Source organism: Colwellia psychrerythraea (genome assembly GCF_000764225.1).
GTDB classification, from domain to species: domain Bacteria; phylum Pseudomonadota; class Gammaproteobacteria; order Enterobacterales; family Alteromonadaceae; genus Colwellia; species Colwellia psychrerythraea_D.
The window spans coordinates 92,617-118,478 of record NZ_JQED01000003.1 but is presented as its reverse complement, the minus strand read 5'-3'; the positions used below and the strand labels follow the sequence as shown (position 1 = coordinate 118,478).

The following is a 25,862-nucleotide window of genomic DNA, read 5'->3' as shown; positions in this document are numbered from 1 at the left end:
GCTGCAAGTCAACAGCTAAAAAAATTAAGGAACACCCCATGAAAAATATAGTTACTATGTCAAATATCCACAAACGTTACGACAGCCAGCAAATAGAAACTCATGCACTACAAGGTGTTAGTTTAAAAATCAATCAAGGAGAGTTTGTCGCTATTACAGGTCCTTCTGGTTGTGGTAAGTCAACATTGCTTTCTATCATGGGTTTGATGGACTCAGCGACTGAAGGAGCCTACCAACTCGCCAATATTTCAACAGCAGGTTTAAAAGTAGACCAACGCACACAAATTCGTAATGAGCATATTGGCTATGTCTTTCAGTCCTTCAACCTAATAGATAGCCTGACAGTATTTGAGAATGTTGCCTTGCCACTTGAGCATAGAGGTTGTTCAAAAAGCGAAATAAAAACGCGCGTTGAAACCGTATTAACACAAGTTGATATGTTACACCGCCAGCATTATCGGCCGAATCAATTATCAGGGGGGCAGCAACAACGTATTGCAATCGCTCGCGCACTTGTCGGTAAACCTGATTTGATTCTAGTTGATGAGCCAACAGGTAATTTAGACAGTAAGAATGGTGACCAAGTCATGTCACTTTTAGAGCAACTTAATAAAGATGGCTCTACCATTGTCATGGTAACTCATGATAGTCGATATTCACGTTGTGCTAGTCGTCAAATTCAATTGCTCGATGGTCAAATTGTTTCAGAGATTAATGCGGGGCTCAGTCCACAACGTGAGAACAATGAAAAATCATTACAGGGGGTTGCATGAGTTTATTCAAGAAATCCTTATACCAAGGCATAATTCGAGTATTTTCATTACCTCGCTTAAGTGTTCCGCTAATTTTGACACTTGGCTTAACGTTAGGGGCAGTGTTGAGTGTTATTTCAATTTCATCAACCTTGCTCTATCAACCATTGCAAGGCGTTAAAAATGAGGCACTATTACAAACTTTAGACTATCGTTTCAAAATGTCAGATACCTTAAGTGTTTCCTATTGGAATATGAACCGCTTAGCCGACTTTGGCGAGAAATTTAGCGACTTAGGTGAATGGGCTGGAGTTGCACCTTCAGAGCAAGATGTTGTAGTAAACAATACAACGTTTGCCACGACCCGTTATGATGCTTCAAGTAATATTCTTTCAGTATTGGGTAGTCAATTATTATTCGGCGATAATGTCACTCTTGAGTCGACAGAACAATATGTATGGATTTCAAAGAGCCTTTGGGAAAATGCTTATGCTGGCGTTAAATCAGTCATAGGTAAACAAATCACTATCACCAATCAACAATATATTATTGCTGGGGTTATTGAAGATGTCATGGCGATAAAAAGTACCCGTGCAGTGTTGCCACAACAAGTCTGGTTTATCGCCAATTTAGCCAAAGTTAAAACACAAACTGACTCAGTCGGTAACATTAGTAACGATATTGATACTCTGATTTTAAAATCTGCAAATGGCCAAGCGCAATTGCCATCGCAAGCACAAGTTGATGCCTGGTTAGAAGATTATGTCACCCGAAACGTCGATGGTGATCAGGTGCAAATGTTTATGGACTTCATGAATAATACAACAAAAGAAGCAAAAGGCAGTAGCTACCGAAGCAACATGTTGGGTGAAACTGAAAGTTTACTTATCGCATTATTTACCGCGGTTATTGGGCTATTATTAATGGCAACCCTTAATTTACTCAATTTATTCATCGCACATTATCAAGGAAGAACAAAAGAATTTGCTATTCAACTCAGTTTAGGTGCAAGCTTAACCAAAGTAAGATTATTAGTATTACTTGAAAACCTACCTAGTTTTATTTTAGCAGCCATCACAGGTTTATTGGTCACGGGCTGGGCAATAAAAAGTTTACCGTTGATTGCTGGTGATAGTTTACCAATGATCGACGCCATCAGCATTAATAGCACCACCATGCTCGCCTCAATCGCCATTATTTTTGTGCTTAGTGCACTCTTTAGCGCCCTTGCCTTGGTCGATATAGATAAACAGGCGCTAGGCAATAACTTAAATAGCAGTGGCAAAGGAATACAAGCACAAAGTAATCAATGGTTAAGTCGAGCATTAATGATAGTGCAACTTTCAATTGCATCAATATTACTGACCGCATCTGTAATGATAGCAATGCAAAGTTATCAAGCGGTATATCAAGATACGGGTTACGACATTGGTAATAGTTATGAAATTGGCGTAACGGTTAGTGATGAAGAATATATCACTCAATTGAACACCTTTGATTCTTACGGCAAAAGTGAAGCTAAACAATTTCTTGATAGTATATCAAACCTGATAGAACAAGAAGTAAGCAATAGCCAAGTTATTATCCCTAATTATGGTCCTTTATCTGACTCTTTACGTGTCAATGCCTTTCGTGATGAGGCGTCAGGAGAGCGTGTTATTCACCAAATAAAAACCTTAGGGGCAGAGTATTTTTCAACCTTTAATATCCCCGTGTTAGCAGGGGCGAATGTCAGCCAAGCCCAAATAGATAATGATGAAGATAGAATTGTTATCGATGAGAATATGGCCAAGACCTTATTTTCAAATTTAAGTTACCAAGAGGTTATCGGTAAAACGATTCAAATGAGTCCCGACGGTTCAACGCCGCCATCAATTGTTACTGGGGTGGTAGCCAATACGTTAAGTCAAACAGGTAGTGCCGAAACAATAGATTTACCTTCGGTGTACTCTCATCGAATAAGACCTGGCTCTACTATGCAATTTACTGTGATGTTACCTGCAGGAAGAACCCTTACTCCAGCAATGTTAGAAAGCGAAGTTAAGCGTCAATTCCCACGGTTAACTAATTTAACCGTACAATCATTAAAGGATATTTGGCAGAGGCAGACATTAAATCAACGGCTGAGTTTATGGATAGTGCTTGCGATGACAGGTTTAACGCTGTTTCTTGCTGCTATTGGTGTTGCGGGATTAACACAAATGACCACAAACCACCGAAAGTATGAACTTGCTGTTCGCATGGCAACGGGCGCCAAACAAGCTAAATTGGTAAACTTTATTTTGAAGGATGCTTTGTCAATGTTAGTGGTAGGTTTAGGGCTAGGTTTTATTATTTCTGTTTTTGGTTATCAAAAAATATCACAAAGCTTAGAAATGTTACCTGATTTTAACTGGCTAGCCATGGCCTCTTTAGATGCCGTTTTAGTGATTATTGTTATTTTGTCAGTCATTATGCCGGCATGGCGAGTGATTAGCAGTGACCCTATGCAAGCTTTACGAGAAGAGTAAATTTATTACTATGATTTTTTACACTAGCCAAAACACTAAAATAATTGTCATACTAATACCCTAAGAGGTCATACCTAAAGGACAATTCCTAGCGTAAAGTGAAGAAAATGGATTAGCCCATTTCCTTCACTTTTATTTACCTTACTATTATTTATATTTTTATTAGCTAAAGACCCGCTTTATTTTATGGAAAACTCAATGAAAAACGCCACCATTTTAATTGCTGATGATGATGAAGACATCCGCTTAGCATTGAACTTATTACTCAGTGCACAGGGATATCAGGTTATCGAAGCGGCTAACGCTAAAGAAATCATCATAGAAAGCAACCGGCAACAGCCAGACTTAGTCTTGTTAGATATGAATTTCTCTCGAGATACCACCAGCGGTCAAGAAGGTTTAGCCATTTTAGAACAATTACAACCATTAAATATTCCAGTGATTTTAATGACGGCTTGGGGCTCAATTGAATTGGCAGTAGAGGGCTTACAAAAAGGCGCCAATGACTTTATCGAGAAACCGTGGAATAAACTTAAGCTATTAAATAGTATTAAACAGCAATTAAATTTTTCACGAGTCAAAGTACAAAACCAAGGTTACCGACAATTACTCGCCAACGACAATAAAAAAGCTTGGATTTGTCAATCAGAAAGTATGCAAGCTATTGAAACGCTTATCGCGCAAATTGCACCTACAGATGCCAATATCTTAATTTTAGGTGAAAATGGCACGGGTAAATCATTGCTCGCTGAACGAGTTCACCAGTTGTCATCGCGACATCAAGCTCCGCTTATCGCGGTTAATATGGCGGCAATTCCTGATAATTTATTTGAAAGTGAACTCTTTGGCCATCAAAAAGGAGCTTTTACTGATGCCAAGCAAAACCGAGTAGGTCGCTTTCAATTAGCGGACAAAGGAACTTTGTTTTTTGATGAAATAGGATCCTTGCCACTAACACTTCAGCCTAAATTGTTACGAGTATTAGAAACAGGCCACTATGAGGTTTTAGGCTCAAGCCAAACACAAGTAGCAGATGTTCGCTTAATTAGTGCAACTAATGCTAATCTCAATCAATTAGTCAGCGAACAAGCATTCCGTCAAGACCTTCTTTACCGATTAAATACTATTGTTATTACTATACCGCCATTACGCGAACGACTTGAAGATATTTCAGCTTTAGCTGATTGCTTTATCGCTAAGTTTAGTGAAAAGTATCATAAACAAACCTTAATTATCAGTCCGTGTGCGCTCAGTAAGTTAAAGCGACACAATTGGCCAGGCAATATTCGAGAGTTCAGTCATGTGATAGAACGTGCTGTTTTACTCACAAGTAGCGGCGAAATAACAGCACAACAATTAGTGTTAGAAAATACCGATAGCGCTAATGATTCAGTTACCTTACAACCCCTTGAACAAGCAGAGAAACAGTTAATTGAAAAAGCAATGTCAGTCACCTCAGGTCAAGTGATAGAAGCAGCGAAACTACTGGATATCTCTCGTAATGCACTTTATCGACGTTTAGAGAAGTTTGACATTCATCATGCCGAATAACATCAATAAAACGCCCAAACCGTTAAGCTTAAAGCTGAGCCATGAACAGTGGTTAATCTTTGGCTTATCCAGTACTTTATTGATTATATTGTCCTTAGTCATTGCGCTTACATCTACTCTTGGTTGGAGTCTATTGGCGTCAGCCACATTAGTTTTTTTCCTCTGTTATCCCCTTATCTGGCTTGCTTGGCGTAGTTATAACTTCTGGAGACAAGCCATTATGCAATTGACAACTTATACGCAAGTAATCCGCGAAGGGGAGACAAATTTACGTTTTAAGGTGCAACATCCAGACAATTTATTAGCAGAATTGCAGCAAGAAATATCTGCCCTTGCTACGGGTAACGAACATAAATTACAACAAAACCAAACACTGGATAATGTTCTGAGTCATATCCTCGATTCGTGGCCTATTCCTGTGTGTTTATTTGATGAGAATAATCAGTTAAGTTATCGAAATATCGCCATGAAAGACAAGATACAGCAACCTATGCTTGTCGGTACTGCCGCTACCGATTTAGGCTTTGTACTCGAAAACGGTAACTTAACCCACAGTCAATTCAACCAGCAGTGGCAATGCCAAAGTATCAGTTACCTCTTTCAACAAAAAAAATGTCACATCTTTTCCGCTTTAGACATCTCTCAACCATTACATCAGCAACAAAGTAATACTCAGCAAAATCTTATTAGAGTATTAGCTCATGAATTACGTAATTCATTAACGCCTATGGCATCCATGGCCGATACGCTACTATCTAACGACAGCTTCAATGAAGCGCAAGTACGGTTGGTCTTAAGTCGTATCAAACAACGCAGTAACCGTTTGCTGAGCTTTATCGAACAATACAGTCAACTGAGCCAATTACCGGCTCCACAATCAACTTGGTTTGATTTTAATGATTTACTTGATGAAGCAAAAGCGATGATCACTGCGCCTTGTACAATAAGTTATCAAGGCAGTAGTCAATGTTATGCTGACGAACAGCAAATGGCACAAATACTGATTAATATTTTCAAAAATGCCCAAGAAGCTTGCGATGAAGAGTGTTGTGAGATCCAAGTCAGTTTATATCACCGACAAGAAAGCTCTCAAGGATATCAACAAACCAAACAAGTCATTGAGATTAACGATAATGGCCCAGGATTCGCTAACCTTGATAATGCGTTGACACCTTTTTATACCACTAAGAGTCACGGCTCAGGTATTGGTTTGTCATTATGTGCTGAAATCACGCGCAATCATGGTGGTGATTTCATTTTAGAAAACACAAAAAATGGTGCGAAAATTACGCTCTCTTGGCCTGCTGACAAAAAAGTTCATTAGCGCTTTAATCAACTACTTGCTGGCTGTCTCCATTAAAGAATAAAGCATCTACAACGGGTAGTTCATGGCTCATCCTGAAGTAAGGCTTTCATCATTTTTTGAGCTATTTCAGTATGATGCTGCATCGTTGAAAATTGTTTAGTGATACTTGACGGGCCAAAGACATACACGGGTACAGGGCTTGCCGTATGCGTCCCTGTTCCCCAAACAACATTCTGCTCTGCCGACAAAGCCCTGCCAATCAAATTTGCATGAAGATCATCGCCATAAACATAAAACTCTTTAAAGTCCTTTATTTTAGGAAATTCTGCTGCTGATAAATAGCGGTGGTTTTCTTGATGATACTCATTCGGTTCACGTTTACTAATCTCCAATGCTTGCGCTAACGTTACCTTAAAGTCACTGTATTGATTAATTACCTCATACCATTGCTCCGCTTTGGTATTAACAAATGAACTATCATAACTTACTTGTTTCATCATATCGTAAAAGGTGGCTTCCTGTTGATAAAGGCGGTCAAGAGTATTTAAGGCGCCAAAATTGAAATTAGGTTTATATTGCTGACCTGCCATGCCGTTACCTGTTAAAGTTTTAGCACTTGGTACATTCTTACGTGAATAACTAAAGCCGAAACCACCCGTTTCATGGTCAGCCGTAACCACTAATAAGGTATCATTGCGATCTTTAACCCATTCATAAACTGCGTTGACGGCTTCATCAAATTTTAATAACTCATGTAACATCCAACCCGTATCATTAATATGCCCAGCCCAGTCAATTTGCCCTCCTTCAATCATGAGAAAAAAGCCTTGCTCATTTTTTGATAATATTTCTAATGCCGATAATGTCATGTCTCGTAGCGAAGGTTGTGAGCAATCAGCTGCTTTTTTACAAGCACTATAAGCAATACCATTTTCCATAGCTGAATTAGCAAATAACCCCAGTACTTTACCGCCGTTAACTTGCGCTAATTGCTGCTGATCAAAAGCAATGCTGTAACCGTATTGATTTTTTGCTTCCATAATAAGATTACGCTGATCTTTTCGTTGAGAAGAGTTATAAAGTGCATTTGCTGCTCCCAAGTCCTTCATCAGCTGCTGTGCACTTGTGTCTGATTTAATATCGTTTGGTAGAAAATGTCTCGCGCCACCAGACAATAAAACATCAACACTGCCTGACTCAATAAGCTCTTCCGCTATTTCATTTTCAAAGGAACGATGCGCTTGATGTGCCGCAAAAGCAGCAGGCGTTGCATGGGTGATGCGCGTATCAGAAACTAAGCCTGTTGCTTTTCCCTGAGCTTTAGCTCTTTCTAAAATAGTTTGTACTTTATTGCCATGTTCGTCTAAACCAATCATTTCAGAACCAGCCGCTACCCCAGTTGCTAACTGAGTTGCAGAACATGCAGAATCGACTACTAGGTGACCATCTTGACCATAAGGCGCAGTTAACGACAAACCTACGCGGCCTGACTCTGCTAATTTGGTTAACGCAGTTTGATTACCCTTATGATTATAAGTAGAGTGCTTTGCTCTTCGGGCAAACTCCTCTAACAAACCTACTTGCTGTGGACCCATGCCGTCACCAATCATTAGAATGACATTGTTAACTTTATTGTCTTGAGCGACATTTTCCGCGTTATCGCCAATAAAATTGTGACTACAGCCGAGTAAGGCAAGTGAAACACTAATAAGCACGAGTAGTTTGCTGTTAAACACAGAGTTCTCCGAGATAAGTATCAAGTATTGCTTTATTTACCCTAAGTATAAGCCTGCTATATGACACTAATAAGTCCAACGTTAGAATTTACCAACAACATACTACAGGTCTTGCTTCACGTATTTAACAAACTCACATCAACAAATCAGTGTTATAAGACAGCTGTCATAATTCATTAGTTAAACAGTCATTATTCAGTCAATAATCTGTCATAAACAGTGAGCATACTTCCCCGCAATTAAAACAATACACATTTTATCTAGGGGATATATGACTATTCAATGTTCAAAAAAACTTATCGCTATAGCCATTGCTTCAGCATTGTCGTTACCTGCTACTGCAGCCGACAAACAAGAAAATGAGAGTGCGATGGAAGAAGTCACCGTGGTGGCTAAAAAGCTATCTCATGCCAATCATGTAATTGAATCATCGATGATCAAGCAGCAGTCACCTGCTAGTAGCATACTCGCTATTATGGACAACCTGCCCGGTATTAGCATCAATGAAGGCGATGCTTTTGGTGGTGATGATTGGTCAACATCGATTACCATGCGCGGCTTTACTATTGATGGTAATCAGCAACAGCTAGGCATGACAATTGATGGCATCCCAAATGGTGGCTCTAACTATGGTGGCGGCGCTAAAGCAAATCGTTATTTAGATAGCGAAAATATGCGTACCATTGAAGTATCACAAGGAACTTCTGATATTTCATCAGCTTCATTAGAGGCACTGGGGGGGACGTTCAACTTTGTTAGTGCAGACCCTGCTTTTGAAGAAACAACAACCTTGGCCTATACCGATGGTGATCATGATGCCTCTCGCTATTTCATCCGTCATGACACAGGACGGATCTTCGATAATACCTACGCTTACGCGAGCTATTCATCCACTTCGACAAGTCGCTGGGTGGGTGAAGGGTCTAATGGAGGTATGCAAAGAGAGCACGCCGAAGTTAAGTTCATTACCGAACTAGATAACTTAAGTATTACTGGCCGTTTATCGTATGACGATGCCGACGAAGACAATTACAATTCGGTTAGTTTAGATCAGTTCAACCAAACACCTGATTGGGATCAATTAACATGGAATTGGACGGGCACGCCTCACCTTGATCAAATGTTTGCCGAAGGCTGGTCAACACTGCGTGAAAATACTTTAGGTTATGTAAAATTTGATTATCAATTGTCTGACAATGCGTCGTTTCAAATCACACCATATTTTCATAAAAATAAGGGGCGAGGTGATTGGATCCCACCTTATTTAGTTTCCGCAGTAGATAGTAACGGCAACCCAACCAACCAAGGTGGTTCAATAGGGGCGACTTATGGCTTTACCGACCAAAATGGCACGCCATTAGCACCTGCGACAGGCTGCGAGCAAAGTTTTACTTGGCCATGGGATTCTGGCCCAGGTTTACATCCAGCCTGTTATAGTGATAGCGCTGTGCCTGTGATGTCTTATCGTCATACCCATTATGAAAAGGACCGTATAGGCTTAACTGCAAATGCACAGTGGACTATTGCCATGAACGACATTCAATTTGGATTATGGGCAGAATCAAATGAACGTAATGAATCGAGAGATTGGCATAAAGTGATTGATGCACGTGTTTATCATCATTTTGATTCAACGCCCTATTGGACACAATATAGTAATGAATTTCAAACCGACACATTAAAGTTCTACCTACAAGACACGCTAGATTTTGGCGATCTATCCTTAAATATCGGCGCGCAAAAATACTTAGTAGATATTGAAAAAACTGATGGTTTTACCAACCAACAAACGGGAAAAGTTAACAGTGATTCTGATGTCCTCTTTAGTACTGGTGCTATCTATCAAGTAAACAATAACATTGAGATATTTGCTGGGTACAGCGAGAACTTTTCAGCTATTAAAGACGGTGTATTGGAGCGTGATGCATCTACACTTGAAAATATTGAACCTGAAACAGCTGAAAATATCGATTTAGGCCTGCGCTACAACACTGAAGATATTAGCTTTTCAGCCACTTATTACACTATTGATTTTGAAAATAGAATTACCTTCATAGCGCCTGGCAGCGATACTGATGGCATTGATTACACTATTGGTACTAATGGCTCTTACGTTAATGTTGGTGGTATTGAGTCCGATGGTTTTGAACTCAGTGTAAACTACCGCTTAAATGATCAATGGAGCTTATATTCATCGTATACCAATAATGATTCACGTTATGTTGGTGATGCCCCAGGTTTTAGCGAAGGTGATAAAGTCATCGATTCCGTGGATGATATGTTTGTTTTATCAACGGATTACACTAAAGGTGATTTCCGACTTGGTGCATCGGGTAAATATACCGGAGAACGTGGTGATGCGCCTTCTTACACCACATTTGATTTCAATGCAGGTTACTTTGTTCCTTTTGACGGTCAAGCAATTAGCTCGATTGACATCGCGTTCGTTGTTACCAACATTACCGATGAAAGTTATTTATCAACGGGAACCGGCAATGGGACTACCTTCTTTATCGGAGCACCTCGAACGGCTTCAATGACCTTTACTGCCAACTTCTAAAGCTTAATAGACAACATTGATAACCAAGCCAAGTAGCTCTTACTTGGCTTCTTTCATTTGAATTATTCGACAACAGGTCTACACATGTTAAAAAAAATCATTCTAATCATGCTATTGCTAACGGGCTTTAGTATTAATGCAAATGCAGACAAAGGAAATTCTGCGATCGACAATACAGCAAGTGGTACCAACTTAGTGTTAGTCACTATTGATGGATTACGGTGGCAGGAATTATTTTCTGGCGCTGACCCTTCGTTACTCAAGAATGAAAAGTTTGTTCGACAAGGACATCATGTCCAGGAAAAATTTTGGCATGACAATGAAGAAAAACGTCGTCAATTATTAATGCCATTCTTTTGGAATACCTTTGTAAAAGAAGGCATGGTAATTGGCAATCGTAATATTGGGTCAAACATGTCAATTGCTAACCAATGGCACTTTTCCTACCCTGGATACAGTGAGATTTTTACTGGTGTGGTTGATCATTCCATCAATAGCAATAAAAAAAAATTAAACCCACAAATTTCTTTTTTAGAATGGCTAAATACTAAAGAAGATTACCAACACAAACTGGCTGCATTTGGCAGTTGGGACGTATTTCCTTTTATTTTAAATAAAGAACGCAGTCAGCTTTATATTAATGCTGGGTTTGATTCAGCCAAAGGTTATGCACTGTCTAATCAAGCTAAACTACTGAACAATTTACAAAAAGAAATCCCTAGCCCTTGGCACAACGTTCGCTTAGATAGTTTCACTTATCGATACGCAAAAGATTATTTATTAACAGTTAAACCTAAAGTCATGATAATTGCTTTAGGTGAAACAGATGATTTTGCCCATGATGGCCATTACGACAGTTACCTCTCCTCGGCCCATCAAACTGATAAGTTTATCGCTGACTTATGGCACACTCTGCAAACAACCTCTGGTTATCAAGATAATACCGTGTTAATGATCACCACAGATCATGGCCGAGGTAGTAATGCCGACGATTGGCAACATCATGCCTCAAAGTTAGCGGTACAAGGTTATATGAAAAACCTCAAAGCGTTTCCAAATGGCATTATTGGTTCAGAAAATATTTGGTTTGCTGCCATGGGGCCTGGTGTGCGCGCGCGAGGTGAAATAAAAACCACACAAGAAGTTAAGCAAAATCAAATTGCCGCGACCGCATTGACCTTGTTAGGTGAAGACCCTAAGGCATTTAATCCGACAGCAGGCTCAGTTATTCAGGAGGTTTTTGAATGAAATCATCATCATTGGTGCTACTTTGCATAACCAGCTTTCAGCTATTGATAACAGCACAAGCTACGCAATTTAATCAATTAATTCAGTCAAATAAGTTAAAGAGCTCACCACAAAAAATTCTTTTTGGTTCTTGTTCACATCAAGATAAAGCCATGCCCATTTTAAAGTCTATTAATGACGAGGCGGCAGATTTATTCATTTTTCTGGGAGATAATATTTATGGCGACACAAAGAACATGCAAGATATGGCCGAAAAATACCAACGACTTGGCAATAACCCTGGGATAAAAAAACTCCGCTCTACCACACCAACCATCGCCATTTGGGACGACCATGATTTTGGTGAGAATGATGCAGGCGCAGAGTACCCGCAAAAAGAACAATCTAGAAAGCTAATGTTAGACTTCTGGCAAGAGCCACAAAATTCAGCTAGGTATACGCAAGAAAATGGTATTTATACGGCTTATATGTATGGAGAAGCGCACAATAAAGTGCATGTTATTTTACCCGATTTACGCTGGAATCGAGATGAATTGAGCAATGTCGGCAGCGTTAATTATCAAACTAACCGTCAACCAAATAATATGGGACCTTATAGTCCCAACTTAACAGAAAATGCATCAATGTTAGGAGAAGCCCAATGGCAGTGGCTAGAAACAGAATTGCAAAAACCATCAAAAATTAAAGTGATTGCTTCGAGTTTACAGCTACTACCTGAATTTACCGGCTGGGAATCTTGGGCAAACTTTCCTCATGACAGAGAACGTCTTTTTTCTTTAATTAAAAAGTATCAGGTCAACGGGGTAATAATCATTAGTGGTGATACACATTGGGGAGAAATGTCTAAGGTAACAAGCAACCTAGACTACCCCTTATGGGAAGTCACTAGCTCTGGTTTAACAGAGGAATGGAAAGAAGTAAGTCCTAACAAACATCGCGTAGGTAATTTTATTAATAACGTGAATTATGGTGAGTTGCTCATTGATTGGCAACAAGTCGACCCTCAAATTACCCTGAGCATAAAGGACGTAAATGGCAAGGTATTTAGTCAGCAAAAAATGCCGTTATCTTTAATTAGTCCATACCAGAAAAAATAGAAAGAAGTTTGTCATTTTCATTGTCTTGATGGGTTAATAATTTTTAAAACGAAAGCATTATTGCCCATTGACTAAATACCGAGCTCTCTTGCTTGAAAGTAAAACTTGGAGCTAGCTTCATTCTTTCGAAGACGTCTAAATACCGTTTATTCTGTAATTTTCAAAATAAACGGTACTGCCAAATAGCTAAGTAATCACATAAAATAGCTTCAAACGATCAACACAACATATTGATATAAAGTAACAACAAAAACCTTTTAACAAACACCACTTACCTTACCAATCTCTTTATAAAAACTAACAAAAGCACATAAAAACCGTAATGAAAATATAATAAAAACAAAAAACATGAAAAGTTAATATATAACACTTTCTGCCACCGAAAAAAAAACACACCTTGACTATGTTATAGTATCACATTAACCTATCAAACATATCTTACCTAAAACATTTTAAAGCCTCTGCTATTTCAGCTAAATGATGAATAATAATGTGGATACCTAAATATTTTGAATCAATCAACTTCCAGCGCTTTAGCGACAACCACGGACAAATGTCGTATTACGAGTCAATCTCCTCTACCAAGTACCTTAACTGATATATATCGAGATGATGTCAATTTGGCCGTTTGGCAACACTCTCTGACTGATAACATTAATCGTTGCATTGAAAAGATCATTATACAAAAGCCAAAATTTAGAACTGTAATGGTCTTAACGCCAAGTAATGCCTATGAGCACATTGCCAACTGCCTCGATGATATCGAGGAAATTCATGATTTTTGCCAGCATATAACGTTATTAGTAGACATGTTCTGTACACTTTTCGAATTAGAATGTGCAGGTTTGCGGTTGAAATTACTTGATAGCCCTATGTGTCCTAGGTTCCATGTCGATAAAGTACCGTGTCGGCTAGTGACAACCTTGCATGGTCCTGCGACTCAATGGCTTCCTCAAGAAGCGGTGAATAGAAATAAGTTAGGCTCAGGTAGTAATGGGTTGTCAGATGATTGCTCGGGGTTAATCAACCCCACAGCGAGTATCGAGCAGATTTCATGTGGAGACATTGCCTTACTTAAAGGTGAGAACTGGCACAATAATGAACAAGCTGGTTTAGTACATCGCTCCCCCATTTGCGCGCAAAGTGAGCAGCGATTAATTCTTACCTTAGATTTCATGAGCTAATTTCATGGAAAGATTAAATAATTATAAATATTTCGTCATAGCTCCTTACTTTTTACAGCCATTTTTGCGAGCCAACACACATAGTATCAAAAGCTGCACTTTAGAATACATACCTGCACACAACCGACATAAATTGAGATAAGACATGGAGAAAATTCAAGCTCATATTACACATGCTGAACAAAAGTGTCGCCAACAAGGAGCTCAATTAACAACGAAAAGAAAGCTAATTCTAACGGCATTATTACAAATAGATAAAGCTGTTTCAGCTTATGAGTTAATCGATTTGCTTGAAAAGGAATTTAAGCAATCCCTTGCTCCGATGTCCATCTATCGAATTTTATCTTTTTTAGAGAAAAGTCAATTAGTGCATAAGTTAAATATAGCGAATAAATATGTGGCTTGTGCTGATATTATCAATGACTTACCTCATGTAACGTCACAACTACTGTTTTGTCAACAATGTCAGCGAGTAGATGAAATTAAGCTAGATCCCAGCAAATTATTAGAACTAGACAACAAAGCTAAGCAATTTGGCTACCAATTATTGTCCTCCCATATTGAGCTAAATTGCATATGCAACACTTGCTTACGCTAACAATGCAGCGGTGAACTTATTAAGGTTAACAAAATGAAAAATTTATCTATTTCCACCGACAAAATGGCTATTAGTTTATCACTCGCTTGTGTACTACACTGCTTAGCAGTACCGCTGTTTATCGTTTTTTTTCCTAGTTTTGCAATAATTCCTTTAGAAGGCGAAGCCTTTCATTTTTGGATGATAGTCGCCGTTATCCCTGTTAGTATTTACGCCTTAGCTTTAGGCTGTAAAAAACATAAAACGCTGTCATTCATGGTTACAGGACTATTGGGATTATCTTGCTTAGTTGTTGCCATTCTTCTGGCTGAAAGGCATCTCGGTGAAACAGGAGAAAAAGTATTAACTGTTTTAGGTGCCGCACTGATTGCATTTAGCCACGTTAGAAACTTTTCACTTTGTCAAAAGCTAGAACAATGTCCATGCCCGGTGAAAGCAGATAAGTAGGTTCAAATTCAGTGAAATTGACAATCAAAATACTTTATAGAGCCTACAAGCAATAATATCAGCCATAAAAAAAGCCTCTACATCACTGCAGAGGCTTTTCAAGGAATATGTGAGTTGATCACGTACGTTAACCCTTCATCAATTGCTTTTGCATGGCAATCTGAGTTTCATTTTGAGAAGTGACTTTATAGCCTAGGTGATCATACAACGTCTTTGCTCTATTATTCGTAGCAACTGAAAGTGTTAGTTTAGTACAGCCTATATCTAATGCCCTGTGTTCGACTAACATCAATAATTGCCGACCGATGCCTTTATTCCTATACTTTTCATCAATGACGACATCTATGATGTGCATGCCTGATTTGTACGTGCTTAAGATAATTTTTCCAATACCTAATCGTCCGGATTTCACAAGGTAAGTTGTTGCGTCAGGCCACTGGCTCTTGTAAGCGCTAATTTTGGCCAAGTACTGCATTTCAATAAGATTTTCCCGTTGTTCTCGGGGTAGGAATTGGAATATTCGTTGTGCATGTTCAGCATCGATTTGTTGAAAGAAGCTTTCATCACTAGTCGTGCCTAATGCAATTGTTATTTTCATTTTATGTGTGGTTGAAAAGGGAGGATTCTCCCCCCTTCAATATTTTTAATTACGTGATGGATAAGTGCCAACCAATGCAATACAGTAATTTATCACAAGGAAAGGCTGCATATTGTTAACTGCTTGGTTTGCCCCCGTATTAGCAGACTCAGCGGTGACTGCCCCTGCAGCCATATCCGCATCTGCTCCTGCATTGGAATAAGTTGCAGATGAAACGCCGGCATCATTTGACCAAACATTACCAACCGCCGTATTAGCATTACCTGCACCGCCTTTACATTTGGCCGTTGCTGTAATGGCATGGTTATGCGCTGGCAGTTGATTTTGACTGAGTGTATTGGTTTCAAAGCCACTTTTCTGACCAATGGTTCTAGGTGTTAAACCAGGGCCATTACCTAAACCCATAGCGGCCCTTCCACGTAAATCGGGTAAAGCAAACGTTGTTCGGCCATCGCCACCATAGATAGTGCCAAGCAGTGAAAATAAAGCAGTATTGCTAGCAATAGAAAGTAATTGACCTTGGCATAGTGCCCAACCACGCGGAGCGAAGTTAAAACCAAAGGCTCTTATTTCGCCGACAAATGGATCTGACATAATAATTCCTTAATAAATTTTACCTTGTATAAGTCTTTTAAACAGTAATAAACCTACTGACATACAAAATAGTAAATTGCCAAAATGATTACATTTAGTCCCAAAACCTTGTTCAAAGAAGCAATGTAATCATTCCCTTTTGACGCATAATCAATTGCGCGACGGAAATAGTCCTTGAATCGCGATAATATAATTGCATACTAAGTAAGGTTGCAAATTATTAACTGATTGATTTGCCCCAGTATTAGCTGACTCAGCGGTAATAGCACCTGCGGCCATATCCGCATCTGCCCCAGCATTTGAATAAGTTGCAGAAGAGACGCCAGCATCATTCGACCAAACATTACCAACCGCAGTATTCGCATTGCCAGCAGCACCTTTACACTTAGCCGTTGCCGTAATGACATGGTTATGCGCTGGCATCTGATTTTCAATGAGGGTGTTGCTCTCTGAACCACTACGTTGACCAATGGGTCTATTAGTCAAACCAGCTCCATTTCCAAAACTCATCGCTACCCTGCCACGTAAATCGGGTAAAGCAAATGTGGTTCGGCCATCGCCACCATAGATGGTGCCTAGCAGAGAAAAAAGTGCTTGATTTTGACTTATTGCCAATAAAGCGCCATTACAAAATGCGTAACCACGAGGTGCAAAATTGCCACCAAACATTTTTATTTCACCAAGGAATGGTTCAGCCATAATATTTCCTTATTCATTGTTGAGGTTTGTACAAACCCTTTGAACAGCAAGGAACTACTAACGTACAAACAAATTTGCTATTGTTATCATTAAGTCAATAAACAAAATGTCGAAACATAGTGTTGTTTCATTGTTTGACTCGCTTCAATATTCATCTGCCGTGTTTCTAGTGTCGAAAGATGAGTAACGGAATAAATATCATCTGTGAAATTTGGACTATCACTGGTAAAGATTAATTGAAATTGTTCCATACCATCATGTTCAGGGCCAAGCTCAACTTTTTTTAGGGTTAACCAATGACTGCCATTTTCATTGCGTAATAAAAACTTATCATTAATTATGTTTTGAAATTTTTGTTGAGTAGAGTGCTTACTTGATTGTCCATAACTAAGGTCAATGGCACTTGGTTGTGCGATAGCATTAGGTAAAGCCGTCGCAACTATTGCACCGGAGGTTGATAATAAAAAATGTCGTCGATTTATCATGCGTGTATTTCCTCTTGATGACGCATCACAATGACCTATGCCAATATGATGCGTGGGCTAATAACACAACTGCTAAGGCTGCTAAACCTTTATATGTTTTATCATTACAACTTATTATTTAATACGAGCTTTTAATCCTGCTAGAGAAAGCACAATCAATAGCAAGGTACTTGGTTCAGGCACACTAGGGGGGGTAGAAGGATCCTCAAACGTGATACTTAAACTTGAATAAATTAGATGATAACCATTTGTTGCAGTTTCACTAACTTGTCCACCAAATAGAGCAGTTTGTAACCCCGTACCGCCGATATCCAAATCAACAGAAAAGTTACCATCAGCAAGGTCAGCAAAAAATGCAGCCCCTAAGTTAAAGTTATAAACACTATACTGAGCATCTGTTGCCCCTCCGCCACTTTCAAACATAACATCCAAGGCTGCAGTATTATCAATACCACCTAATGAAAATGCATCTAACTGACTTCCCGATGCAGCAGAATCATGATCCCAAATACCAAATGAAAAGCTTGCTGATAAAATGGACTCTGCAATCGCGCCATAATTAAATTGCCAGTTAACATTAGCCGGGTCGCCAAAGAGTTCGCTACCGATACCAGCATCAAAGGGGGCTGGCTGCCCTGCTTGGGCGTTAAGGATATCTGGAATTAGGGCATAGGTACTACCATCGATAAGCCCAGAAGCTGCATTTCCCAAGTCAATTTGAATCATGGCAGCTTTTGTTGTTGGCGCTAAAAGTAGTAATGATAATAGTAAAGGTAAAAATAAAGTTAACAAGTTTGAGTGCTTCATATAATGATCCTTTTACTGAAATTTATAGTGTTCCTATTAGTACATCTCGATATTTAAAGCATAAAACATACCGAGCTATAGTTATCAATAGCTTATAAAATGAACAGCCATTTAAAAAACAAACAGTGTAAAAAAACCTGACAGTTGGTTTCCACAAGTAAGAGCGTCATTATTAATCTATGCCTTACTATTGACTACAATGAGTAGTAAATGGCTTAACTCAAGGTTCACACAAAAAGTAATAGCGATAAAATATCAGGTCAATGCTAGGTTTACTCTACAATATAAAAAGAAAGGAACGCTTATGTACGTTATTTTTACTCATAAATATTTCCTGGCGATTGTGGCATTTTTCTGCGGTCTGTTGATTGAGAGATATTTATTTGCACCAGAACAAATTATCCATTCAGATGATGAAGCTTCTAGTAAATATGAAATCCAGCCAAAACAAGGAGTAAAACTTACTAATCATAAAACAATCAGTGTATTAGCAAGTCATAGTAACCCACTATCTGAAGTCAATTCTAAAGTTAATCAAAAAGAAGAACCTGTAAGTGATGATACAAAGCCAACTAATATGTTTATAGCTTCTGCCGTTCGCCTTGTTGATTTCTCAGAGGATAGGCTCTACGAGCAACCAAAACTATATTGGCACAATCAGCTTTATTTATCTGAATCAGTAGAAGATAAGCTAACCGCTATTGAAGAGTTGGTTAACTTACAAGAAACTTATCTTTTAGCATCAGGGCTAGGTGATGATAATATTGAAGTACGCAGTGCAACCATTGAAGGGTTAAAAAAAATAGCAAATAATGAAGCGGTCCAAGCTTTAGGACAGGCATTGTTTTCTGAACAAAATACGGATGTAAAAAATGAAATCATCAACGCACTAGAAACGTTAGACTATTTAGATAATGCGTTAATATTTTTAAATTACACTAAAAGACACTCTACAGAAAAATAATAAAGTAAAGGTAATTCACGTTATCAAAATAACAGTAAAACTAATTAATAACGTGCGCCTTTAATCTTGGCTGATCGGTTACTTGGTAGTTGAACTCTAAAGTTTCGCCTAATGAAAAATCCCGATCACAGCTTATCGCTCGTGGGTAAGTCAAACCAGAGTCATACTCTTTAAGCACGTGATGTTTATAAGTCTTTATGGTCGTAAAAAGTTTAGCATCTAAATACTGGGGTATTGTTTTAGGGATTTGTATTGCTATCGCGGGGAGCACTAGCTTTTCTTTATTAACTTGTGCTAATAATTGTTCTTTATTAATCGTTAATGCGCTTCCCAATCTAACACGCATTTTGGATTTGTCCTCGCCATTAAATTCAAATTCATTGTTACTATCAACCATGATCAATTCAATTTTTATCTCTTGAGGAATTAATATCGCCTTTGGCGCTTGTTTAATAAGGCGGTGGCTTACGGCGACTTGAGGCTCTTTAGCTAAACAAGCTTGCATGATTTCCAGAATGATAATATCGGGAGGATTGTTGTTATCAACTTGATAATTAAATGCGTCTATTTTTTCAATAGTATTTATTGATTTGTTTAATTTCAATGCATTTACTATTTGCTCTACTGAGTCTATAGACACTTGATGTAAATCTAATAAGGTAAATTTAGCTTGATGCTCAGTTAATATAAACATCAACGGGATTGCTAATATTGCCAAAGGTCCTGTACCAGCATATAACACTTGAGCAGGTGTTTCTGGTTTAAGCTGATTTACATCTAAAATTGCACTATGTAGTGCTCGAATAAATTGAACTGTACGTACGTAATCATCTGCACACATAATTGCCATTGTCGGTGACACGGCTAACCCCGCATTCGTTGCTGTTTCTCCTTCATCTATCCTATCGCAAAGCAATTTATCTATATCGACTGTTTTTTTTAACCTTTGCGCCAGTTCATTCATTTGCGGTTTTAATGTATATACCCGTTCCACTTGAAGATGCATGATTCAGCTGGAATTAGAAACGCCTTTAGGCAAGGCATTTATTGAAGAGAATAGTTATTCTATTGTCGAAATCAATAACGCAGCATTAAGGGGTTCTAAACCAGCCCCTTGGGGAAGGCTGAGCAAATCATACTCTGCGTTACATTTCTTTTTAAGGGAATGACCCTTAACAAAAAAATGCGCCTTGATCATGAAGCGCTCAGACTTCCTGAAACGAGCATCTTCAAGTGGAGCGGGTATAGACAGTTTTTTTCATCGATGATTTCACTAATTAGTGTTTGGATTGATGACATATTTCGTCCTTAAAACGTTTACCTTACTTAGAGCGGGTGACGTAATTTCTGCTCTAGCCAATCATTAACGACCACATCAAGCACTAAATGAATTCTGTCACTTTGACTATTATTATCGACATTATGAGGGTCTGATAAGCGTAAATACCAACACTCTCCTTGATTCATCAAAACTTCACTATCGTTTAAAAAAAAGTGCACATCTGTATTTGTCTCTATTGGTACATGCAACCGAGCTTCTCCATATTCAGCAGCTAAATCTAGATCGGTATGTTTTTTAATAATAGAGCCTGCAGCTAACTTCATTAAACGAACAGATTTTACTGGGCATCGAAACCAGCTGACAACCTTTGGCAGATAGCGAGTTTGCTTTAAAAAATGAGTATCAATGAATTCATGTTGTGAGGGATCTGAATAACTCATTCTAATGGGATGAGTTTCGCCTTTCGGGCTTCGCAGTGGAATTATTGACCACTCACCCTCAAAATTATTTTTTACAAAGTGTTCCACCCATTCATCATTTTTCAGTTTTTCGAGGTCTTGGCGCATTTGCGAATGGTCAAATAAAATAGGAAGTTTTATACGATCTGGAAACATCATTATGCTTATAATTCATCAAGTTTTTATATTAGTTTAGTTAAGCACAACTATTATTGCGAGTTAGGGTTTTAAACACTGACAGCGGCTCTTTAGGCGCAATGATTTTATTTGAGTAAGCAATTCGAATCTTCACTCACATATTAAGCAACCACAGACTAACAGTTGAAAAATAAGACTTTTGAGTAATACATTAAAATTTTATTGCACTAATCACTATTTGAATAATAATGGCACTGCTGTCTTCGATGAATTGCAATCAGAAAGAAATGTTTATCAAGCAAAAAGTTGAGCCTAAATCAATTCCGTGGAGAAGTTTGCTCGTGATTATTTAAAAGTGAGACTAAAAATGATAATTGAATTTAAGAGAGTAAAATTCGAGGCCGTGCATCTAACCGTGTACCATTTTTTGAATGTAACGATTTGATTTGAAGGTGTTTTAGCGCACCGCTTGATTATTTATTAGATAATCAAGCGGTTACTAAAATTGGTGAGATGACCACATAAGCCGGGTTTTGTAGCTCCCTTACTAAAAGTAAAAGAGATGACAATCATTCGTCTAGGCTATAAATCGCTCTATAGCTCAAGCAACCTACCCGGTTTCCACGCGAGCCACGCTTATATTAGTAAACTAATCATGAAACCCTATTTGGTCTTGCTCCAGGTGGAGTTTACCCTGCAATTACTGTTACCAGCAATCCGGTGCGCTCTTACCGCACCCTTTCAGCCTTACCTGTTCCGCAAGCGGTCATCGGCGGTCTTCTCTCTGCTGCACTTGTCGTCGGCTCACGCCGCCCAGGCGTTACCTGGCACCCTGCTCATTGGAGCCCGGACTTTCCTCCCCTCTATCTGTCTAGTTTACACCGAAATGTAAGCTACAACGATAAAGCAGCGATTGTCTGGTCAACTCGGCGCGCATTTTACCTTATTCATTGGAAATGTCTATATTCTTTGCTAATACCAATTGAAATAATTATTCGATCATTCTATGACGGTCTAAATCCCCAAAAGCTGCGTTGCTTTCAATCCCAGTAGCTAGTTATTGCTCAATCAAGCGCCTTGCTCTTGAAAATTTATCTTCGCTTAACATTGCTTACTTATTTAATTAATTGGTATAAATGATCTTACTTAAGTTCTAAAGCCACTTCATATAAGGCATTTTTCTTTACACCATAAATTTCAGCCGCAATGGCACAAGCCTTTTTGGGCTTCATCTCCGCGAGCAGCAATTTCAGCGTATTGATCACTTCTGCAGAAATTTCATTTTCCGCAACTTTATAACCTTCAATGATCAACACCATTTCCCCCTTTAACTGATTTGCATCTTGCTCTAACCAAGCAAGTAGGTTTTCAGCAGTATCACTGTGAATAGTCTCGAAGGTTTTGGTCAGCTCACGAGCGATTACAATATAGCGTTCACCACCTAAGGTGGTAACAATGTCTTGCACCGTGTCGATAGCTCTGCGTGGAGCGTCATAAAAAACCATAGTGCGTGATTCATCTGCTAGTGCAGCCAAAGTTGCTTGTCTTGCACCAGATTTAGAAGGTAAAAAGCCCTCAAAACTAAATCTATCAGTAGGTAAACCAGCGACCGATAGAGCAGAGATAGCAGCACAAGCGCCTGGAATAGGCGAAACTTGCAAGCCTAGACTTCTACAATGGCGAACTAGATGAAAACCAGGGTCACTGATTAATGGTGTGCCGGCATCGGATACAAGCGCAATAGTTTTGCCTTCTTGTAACATGCTCGCCACTTGGTCTTGACGTTGACGCTCATTATGATCATGTAATGACATGGTTTTATTTTTAATAGAAAATGCAGAAAGCAACTTTCCAGTATGGCGAGTATCTTCACACGCAATAACATCAACTTGCGTTAGTATATCAATTGCCCTTTGGCTAATATCGCCTAAATTGCCAATTGGGGTGGCGACAATATAAAGCGTCGCAGGGATTAGGGTTGTTTCACTCATGTAAACTTACTTCACTTGATTAGGCATATACCCATGATACCTCAAAAGACGTGTTTCAGGATACCTGAGCAATTCATGATCAAGGCGCCTCTTATTATTAAGGGTTTTCCCTTAAAAGAAGAGGTAACGATGAGTATGGTTTGCTCAGGCGTCCCCGCAGGGCTGGTTTAGAAACGCTTTATGTTGCGTTATCAATTTCGACAATAAAATAACTATTCGCTTCAATCAATGCCTTACTCAAAGGCGTTTCTAATTCCAGCTGAACCCCGAATTATGAAGTAACATGGGTATATATTGGTTGAGACTCACTTCGTAGGCGTTTATTATAACCCCATACTGATAGCAATATGCACAGATTTATTTATTGTGTTAACAGCAGCGTGCTTATTGGTACAATTAAAGCCAACAGAGGTAGATAACTTTTCAATGCATTTTAAACATTTTAAATCTCGAGCATTACCTGCCCTATTGCTTCTGTTGCTTGCAAGTTGCAGTACTAAGCAAGCCCCAGATTCAAAAAAACAAACACAAACGTTCACAGAAATTGAAGCAATTGATGTCGATGCAGGAACTCTATCTGCAGAGCAACACGTTGAACTAGCGAAAACATTGAACAACAATGGCGCAGTCAGTGAGTTACTGATTGCTGCCAAACTGTTTTATCAGCAAGAAAATTATGCAAAGGCACTGTGGCTTGCAGATAAAATCATGCCCTTAGTCGATGAAAATACAACGAATAGTAAGCATGAAAAAGTCCAGTTAGCGCTCATTAAAGCAAGTAGTTTACAAAAACTCAATTATTACCCAGAGAGTCATATAGAGCTAAATCAACTTGAACAATACGCTACTGAAAATAGCATTCTACTTACCGCAAGTTATTACCGATTGTTAAGCGCTGCATTTCAAAAGGAAAAACAGCCTATACCAGCGTTGAATGCACAATTATTTGAGTTCTCAGTTACGCCAGCAAAAGCACAAAATCAGCAGCAAATAACAAATATTTGGCATAATTTTCAATCGTTATCTCAATGGCAATTAAGTTTGCTCGCTTTAGATAAAGCACCTAACAGTAAGGGTTGGTTAGCCTTAACAGCTTTAGCCAATAAGTTTGGCGGCAATCAAGCCCAAATGAAATATCAGCTGAGCATATGGCAAAATAAGTTCAAACTCCATCCCGCTAATGTCATCGCACAACAACTATTGATTCAAGAAATTTCACCGAAAGATATCAAAAATATAGCGGTAATCTTACCCTTAAGTGGCAAACAACAGTCAGCAGGGCGTGCAATCCAACAAGGGGTTTTGGCTAGTTTTGCTAATGACAAGACTAAAAGTCTGCACTTTATCGATAGTAATATCGTCAATTGGTACGGATTAACCAATGATTTATCGACATTAAAAGTCGATTATGTGATTGGACCACTACTTAAAGCCAATGTAGATAAATACATCAGTCATACTAGTGCGCAAACGCAATCGCAAACTGATAACTTGTTTAATGGCAGTTCGGATTTATTTGATAGTAATAAAACCGAGAACACTGTAAATACATCACTAACTAAGCAAAGTCAAAGCGCTGATAATATCACAGCCATCGACAGTGACTTTGCGATAAAGAGCTATTTAGAAACGTCAGAAAATAGTAATGCAATAGATACTTTACTACTAAATATTCCGGCAAAAGCTTCCTTAACTTCTCATCATACGGTGCTTTCAATGCGCCCAGAAGATGAAGCAAAACAAGCAGCTGCAACCTTGAGCCGTCAACATTTTAAACACCCCATTGTATTGAGCCAAAAAAATATTGTCAGTAAACGGATTTCTCAAGCCTTTGTCAGACAATGGCAACGGTTAACGGGTAATGTCATTGAAGTAGTGTATTACGATACAGGTGCTCAAATGCAGGAGAATGTTAAGGCCAGTTTGTCGGTTGATAAAAGTAAAGCGCGTATCACTAAGCTCAAAAGTAGATTAAATCAAAGCATTAAAACTAAAACCCGTAATAGACGTGATATTGATATGATATATCTCGTTGGTACGGCAGAACAAACTCGCTTAGTGAAACCCTACATAGAAGTTAATATAAGTGAATTTGCTAAATTAATTCCAGTATATGCTAGTTCACGAAGCCATAGTACTCAATCTGATTATAGCAGTAACAGTGACCTACAAGGATTGACGTTTACTGAAATCCCTTGGTTATTAGCCAGCGAGCAAAATGCCGAATTAGCAACTCTGAGCCAAGCACTTTGGCCTAAACGTAGTGATGGTTTGTCACGTCTTTTTGCTATGGGATATGATAGCTATCAACTCATTAATAAGATTCCGCTAATGCAACAAGCACCTTATCTGCAACATTGGGGGCAAACGGGCGTGTTAAAACTTAATGAAGATGGTGTTTTAACTCGAAGCTTACTTTGGGGTGTTTATAAACAAAATAAGGTGGTTTCTATTGCTATGGAAAAATAATAGTACTGCTAAAGACACATCCAGTTCAAACAAAGGACAACTCACTGAAAGTTACGCTGAACAGTACTTGTCTGAGCAAGGATTAACTCTTATTGAAAGAAACTTTCACTCTCGCCAGGGTGAAATTGACCTTATTATGCTTGATGGTCCTACCTATGTATTTATCGAAGTAAAGTATCGTAAAAGCAAAAAGTTTGGTGGCGCTATTTCAGCGGTGCCCGCGAGTAAGCAGAAAAAGGTTAAACATTGCATAACATTTTATCTACATCAAAGTGGTTTAAATGAATATAATACGCCCTGTCGTGTTGATGTCATAGCTCTTGAAGGTGATATTACTCAGCCAGATGTTACTTGGTTAAAAAATGCCTTTTAACCTTTTATACTTTTA

The 25,862-nt window shown here is 38.7% G+C and carries 22 protein-coding genes and 1 other RNA gene; 13 read left to right on the top strand and 10 right to left on the bottom strand.

Annotated elements, in window-relative coordinates; translation table 11 throughout:
- Positions 1–38 precede the first annotated feature (38 nt).
- The 4 genes from ND2E_RS20645 (at position 39) to ND2E_RS20660 (ending at position 6,137) form a co-directional block, all read left to right on the top strand.
- On the top strand, positions 39–773 hold the full coding sequence (locus ND2E_RS20645; protein WP_033091911.1) for an ABC transporter ATP-binding protein: 735 nt from the start codon (positions 39–41) through the stop codon (positions 771–773).
- Positions 770–3,262 (top strand): ABC transporter permease, encoded by a 2,493-nt coding sequence (locus ND2E_RS20650; RefSeq protein WP_033091910.1) that lies wholly within the window; start codon positions 770–772, stop codon positions 3,260–3,262. The genes ND2E_RS20645 and ND2E_RS20650 overlap by 4 nt, the downstream gene beginning before the upstream one ends.
- 198 nt (positions 3,263–3,460) lie before the next feature.
- On the top strand, positions 3,461–4,813 hold the full coding sequence (locus tag ND2E_RS20655) for a sigma-54-dependent transcriptional regulator (protein WP_033091909.1): 1,353 nt from the start codon (positions 3,461–3,463) through the stop codon (positions 4,811–4,813).
- Positions 4,803–6,137 carry a sensor histidine kinase gene (locus ND2E_RS20660; protein WP_033091908.1) on the top strand — a complete coding sequence of 445 codons (1,335 nt, stop codon included), beginning with the start codon at positions 4,803–4,805 and terminating at the stop codon, positions 6,135–6,137. The genes ND2E_RS20655 and ND2E_RS20660 overlap by 11 nt, the downstream gene beginning before the upstream one ends.
- Before the next feature lie 62 nt (positions 6,138–6,199).
- On the opposite strand, the gene ND2E_RS20665 is transcribed toward ND2E_RS20660, so the two are convergent.
- The gene (locus ND2E_RS20665) at positions 6,200–7,786 is read right to left on the bottom strand and encodes an alkaline phosphatase (RefSeq protein ID WP_223303509.1); all 1,587 of its coding nucleotides are present in this window, start codon (positions 7,784–7,786) and stop codon (positions 6,200–6,202) included.
- Positions 7,787–8,126: 340 nt separating this feature from the next.
- On the opposite strand from ND2E_RS20665, the gene ND2E_RS20670 reads away from it, so the two are divergent.
- From ND2E_RS20670 to ND2E_RS20695, 6 genes are all read left to right on the top strand, one after another.
- Entirely contained in the window at positions 8,127–10,415 is a 2,289-nt protein-coding gene (locus ND2E_RS20670) for a TonB-dependent receptor domain-containing protein (protein ID WP_033091906.1), read from the top strand.
- Between the two features lie 84 nt (positions 10,416–10,499).
- On the top strand, positions 10,500–11,663 hold the full coding sequence (locus tag ND2E_RS20675; RefSeq protein WP_033091905.1) for a sulfatase-like hydrolase/transferase: 1,164 nt from the start codon (positions 10,500–10,502) through the stop codon (positions 11,661–11,663).
- Positions 11,660–12,760 carry an alkaline phosphatase D family protein gene (locus tag ND2E_RS20680; protein WP_052056161.1) on the top strand — a complete coding sequence of 367 codons (1,101 nt, stop codon included), beginning with the start codon at positions 11,660–11,662 and terminating at the stop codon, positions 12,758–12,760. The genes ND2E_RS20675 and ND2E_RS20680 overlap by 4 nt, the downstream gene beginning before the upstream one ends.
- 509 nt (positions 12,761–13,269) lie before the next feature.
- On the top strand, positions 13,270–13,944 hold the full coding sequence (locus tag ND2E_RS20685) for a DUF1826 domain-containing protein (RefSeq protein WP_033091904.1): 675 nt from the start codon (positions 13,270–13,272) through the stop codon (positions 13,942–13,944).
- 145 nt (positions 13,945–14,089) lie between these two features.
- The gene (locus ND2E_RS20690; RefSeq protein ID WP_033091903.1) at positions 14,090–14,542 is read left to right on the top strand and encodes a Fur family transcriptional regulator; all 453 of its coding nucleotides are present in this window, start codon (positions 14,090–14,092) and stop codon (positions 14,540–14,542) included.
- A gap of 33 nt (positions 14,543–14,575) precedes the next feature.
- Positions 14,576–14,989 carry a MerC domain-containing protein gene (locus ND2E_RS20695; protein ID WP_033091902.1) on the top strand — a complete coding sequence of 138 codons (414 nt, stop codon included), beginning with the start codon at positions 14,576–14,578 and terminating at the stop codon, positions 14,987–14,989.
- A gap of 127 nt (positions 14,990–15,116) precedes the next feature.
- Here the strand turns inward: ND2E_RS20695 and ND2E_RS20700 are convergent, their stop codons facing one another.
- From ND2E_RS20700 to ND2E_RS20720, 5 genes are all read right to left on the bottom strand, one after another.
- The gene (locus tag ND2E_RS20700; protein ID WP_033091901.1) at positions 15,117–15,587 is read right to left on the bottom strand and encodes a GNAT family N-acetyltransferase; all 471 of its coding nucleotides are present in this window, start codon (positions 15,585–15,587) and stop codon (positions 15,117–15,119) included.
- 45 nt (positions 15,588–15,632) lie between these two features.
- Complete coding sequence (locus ND2E_RS20705; protein WP_033091900.1) at positions 15,633–16,181, bottom strand: phage tail protein; 549 nt, start codon at positions 16,179–16,181, stop codon at positions 15,633–15,635.
- A gap of 150 nt (positions 16,182–16,331) precedes the next feature.
- Positions 16,332–16,880 (bottom strand): phage tail protein, encoded by a 549-nt coding sequence (locus tag ND2E_RS20710; RefSeq protein ID WP_033091899.1) that lies wholly within the window; start codon positions 16,878–16,880, stop codon positions 16,332–16,334.
- An 89-nt stretch (positions 16,881–16,969) separates the two neighbouring features.
- A complete protein-coding gene (locus tag ND2E_RS20715; RefSeq protein ID WP_033091898.1) occupies positions 16,970–17,365 on the bottom strand; it encodes a DUF6916 family protein in 396 nt (131 codons plus the stop codon).
- 114 nt (positions 17,366–17,479) lie between these two features.
- A complete protein-coding gene (locus ND2E_RS20720) occupies positions 17,480–18,172 on the bottom strand; it encodes a PEP-CTERM sorting domain-containing protein (RefSeq protein WP_033091897.1) in 693 nt (230 codons plus the stop codon).
- Between the two features lie 304 nt (positions 18,173–18,476).
- Here ND2E_RS20720 and ND2E_RS20725 point away from each other — a divergent pair, with 304 nt between their 5' ends.
- Positions 18,477–19,136, top strand: coding sequence for a HEAT repeat domain-containing protein (locus ND2E_RS20725; RefSeq protein WP_033091896.1), 660 nt, complete (start codon positions 18,477–18,479; stop codon positions 19,134–19,136).
- A 40-nt stretch (positions 19,137–19,176) separates the two neighbouring features.
- Here the strand turns inward: ND2E_RS20725 and ND2E_RS20730 are convergent, their stop codons facing one another.
- The 4 genes from ND2E_RS20730 to rsmI all read right to left on the bottom strand — a co-directional run bounded on the left by ND2E_RS20730 (position 19,177) and on the right by rsmI (position 23,005).
- Positions 19,177–20,142, bottom strand: coding sequence for an SAM-dependent methyltransferase (locus tag ND2E_RS20730; RefSeq protein WP_033091895.1), 966 nt, complete (start codon positions 20,140–20,142; stop codon positions 19,177–19,179).
- A 320-nt stretch (positions 20,143–20,462) separates the two neighbouring features.
- Positions 20,463–21,035 carry an aspartyl/asparaginyl beta-hydroxylase domain-containing protein gene (locus ND2E_RS20735; protein WP_033091893.1) on the bottom strand — a complete coding sequence of 191 codons (573 nt, stop codon included), beginning with the start codon at positions 21,033–21,035 and terminating at the stop codon, positions 20,463–20,465.
- A 484-nt stretch (positions 21,036–21,519) separates the two neighbouring features.
- Positions 21,520–21,943: RNase P RNA component class A (gene rnpB, locus ND2E_RS22300), an RNA gene on the bottom strand.
- Between the two features lie 213 nt (positions 21,944–22,156).
- Positions 22,157–23,005, bottom strand: coding sequence for a 16S rRNA (cytidine(1402)-2'-O)-methyltransferase (gene rsmI / locus ND2E_RS20740; protein ID WP_033091892.1), 849 nt, complete (start codon positions 23,003–23,005; stop codon positions 22,157–22,159).
- A 426-nt stretch (positions 23,006–23,431) separates the two neighbouring features.
- Here rsmI and ND2E_RS20745 point away from each other — a divergent pair, with 426 nt between their 5' ends.
- Together ND2E_RS20745 and ND2E_RS20750 are read left to right on the top strand one after the other, a co-directional pair.
- The gene (locus tag ND2E_RS20745) at positions 23,432–25,474 is read left to right on the top strand and encodes a penicillin-binding protein activator (RefSeq protein WP_081961956.1); all 2,043 of its coding nucleotides are present in this window, start codon (positions 23,432–23,434) and stop codon (positions 25,472–25,474) included.
- Positions 25,458–25,847, top strand: a complete 390-nt coding sequence (locus tag ND2E_RS20750; RefSeq protein WP_033091890.1) for a YraN family protein — start codon at positions 25,458–25,460, stop codon at positions 25,845–25,847. The genes ND2E_RS20745 and ND2E_RS20750 overlap by 17 nt, the downstream gene beginning before the upstream one ends.
- Positions 25,848–25,862 lie beyond the last annotated feature (15 nt).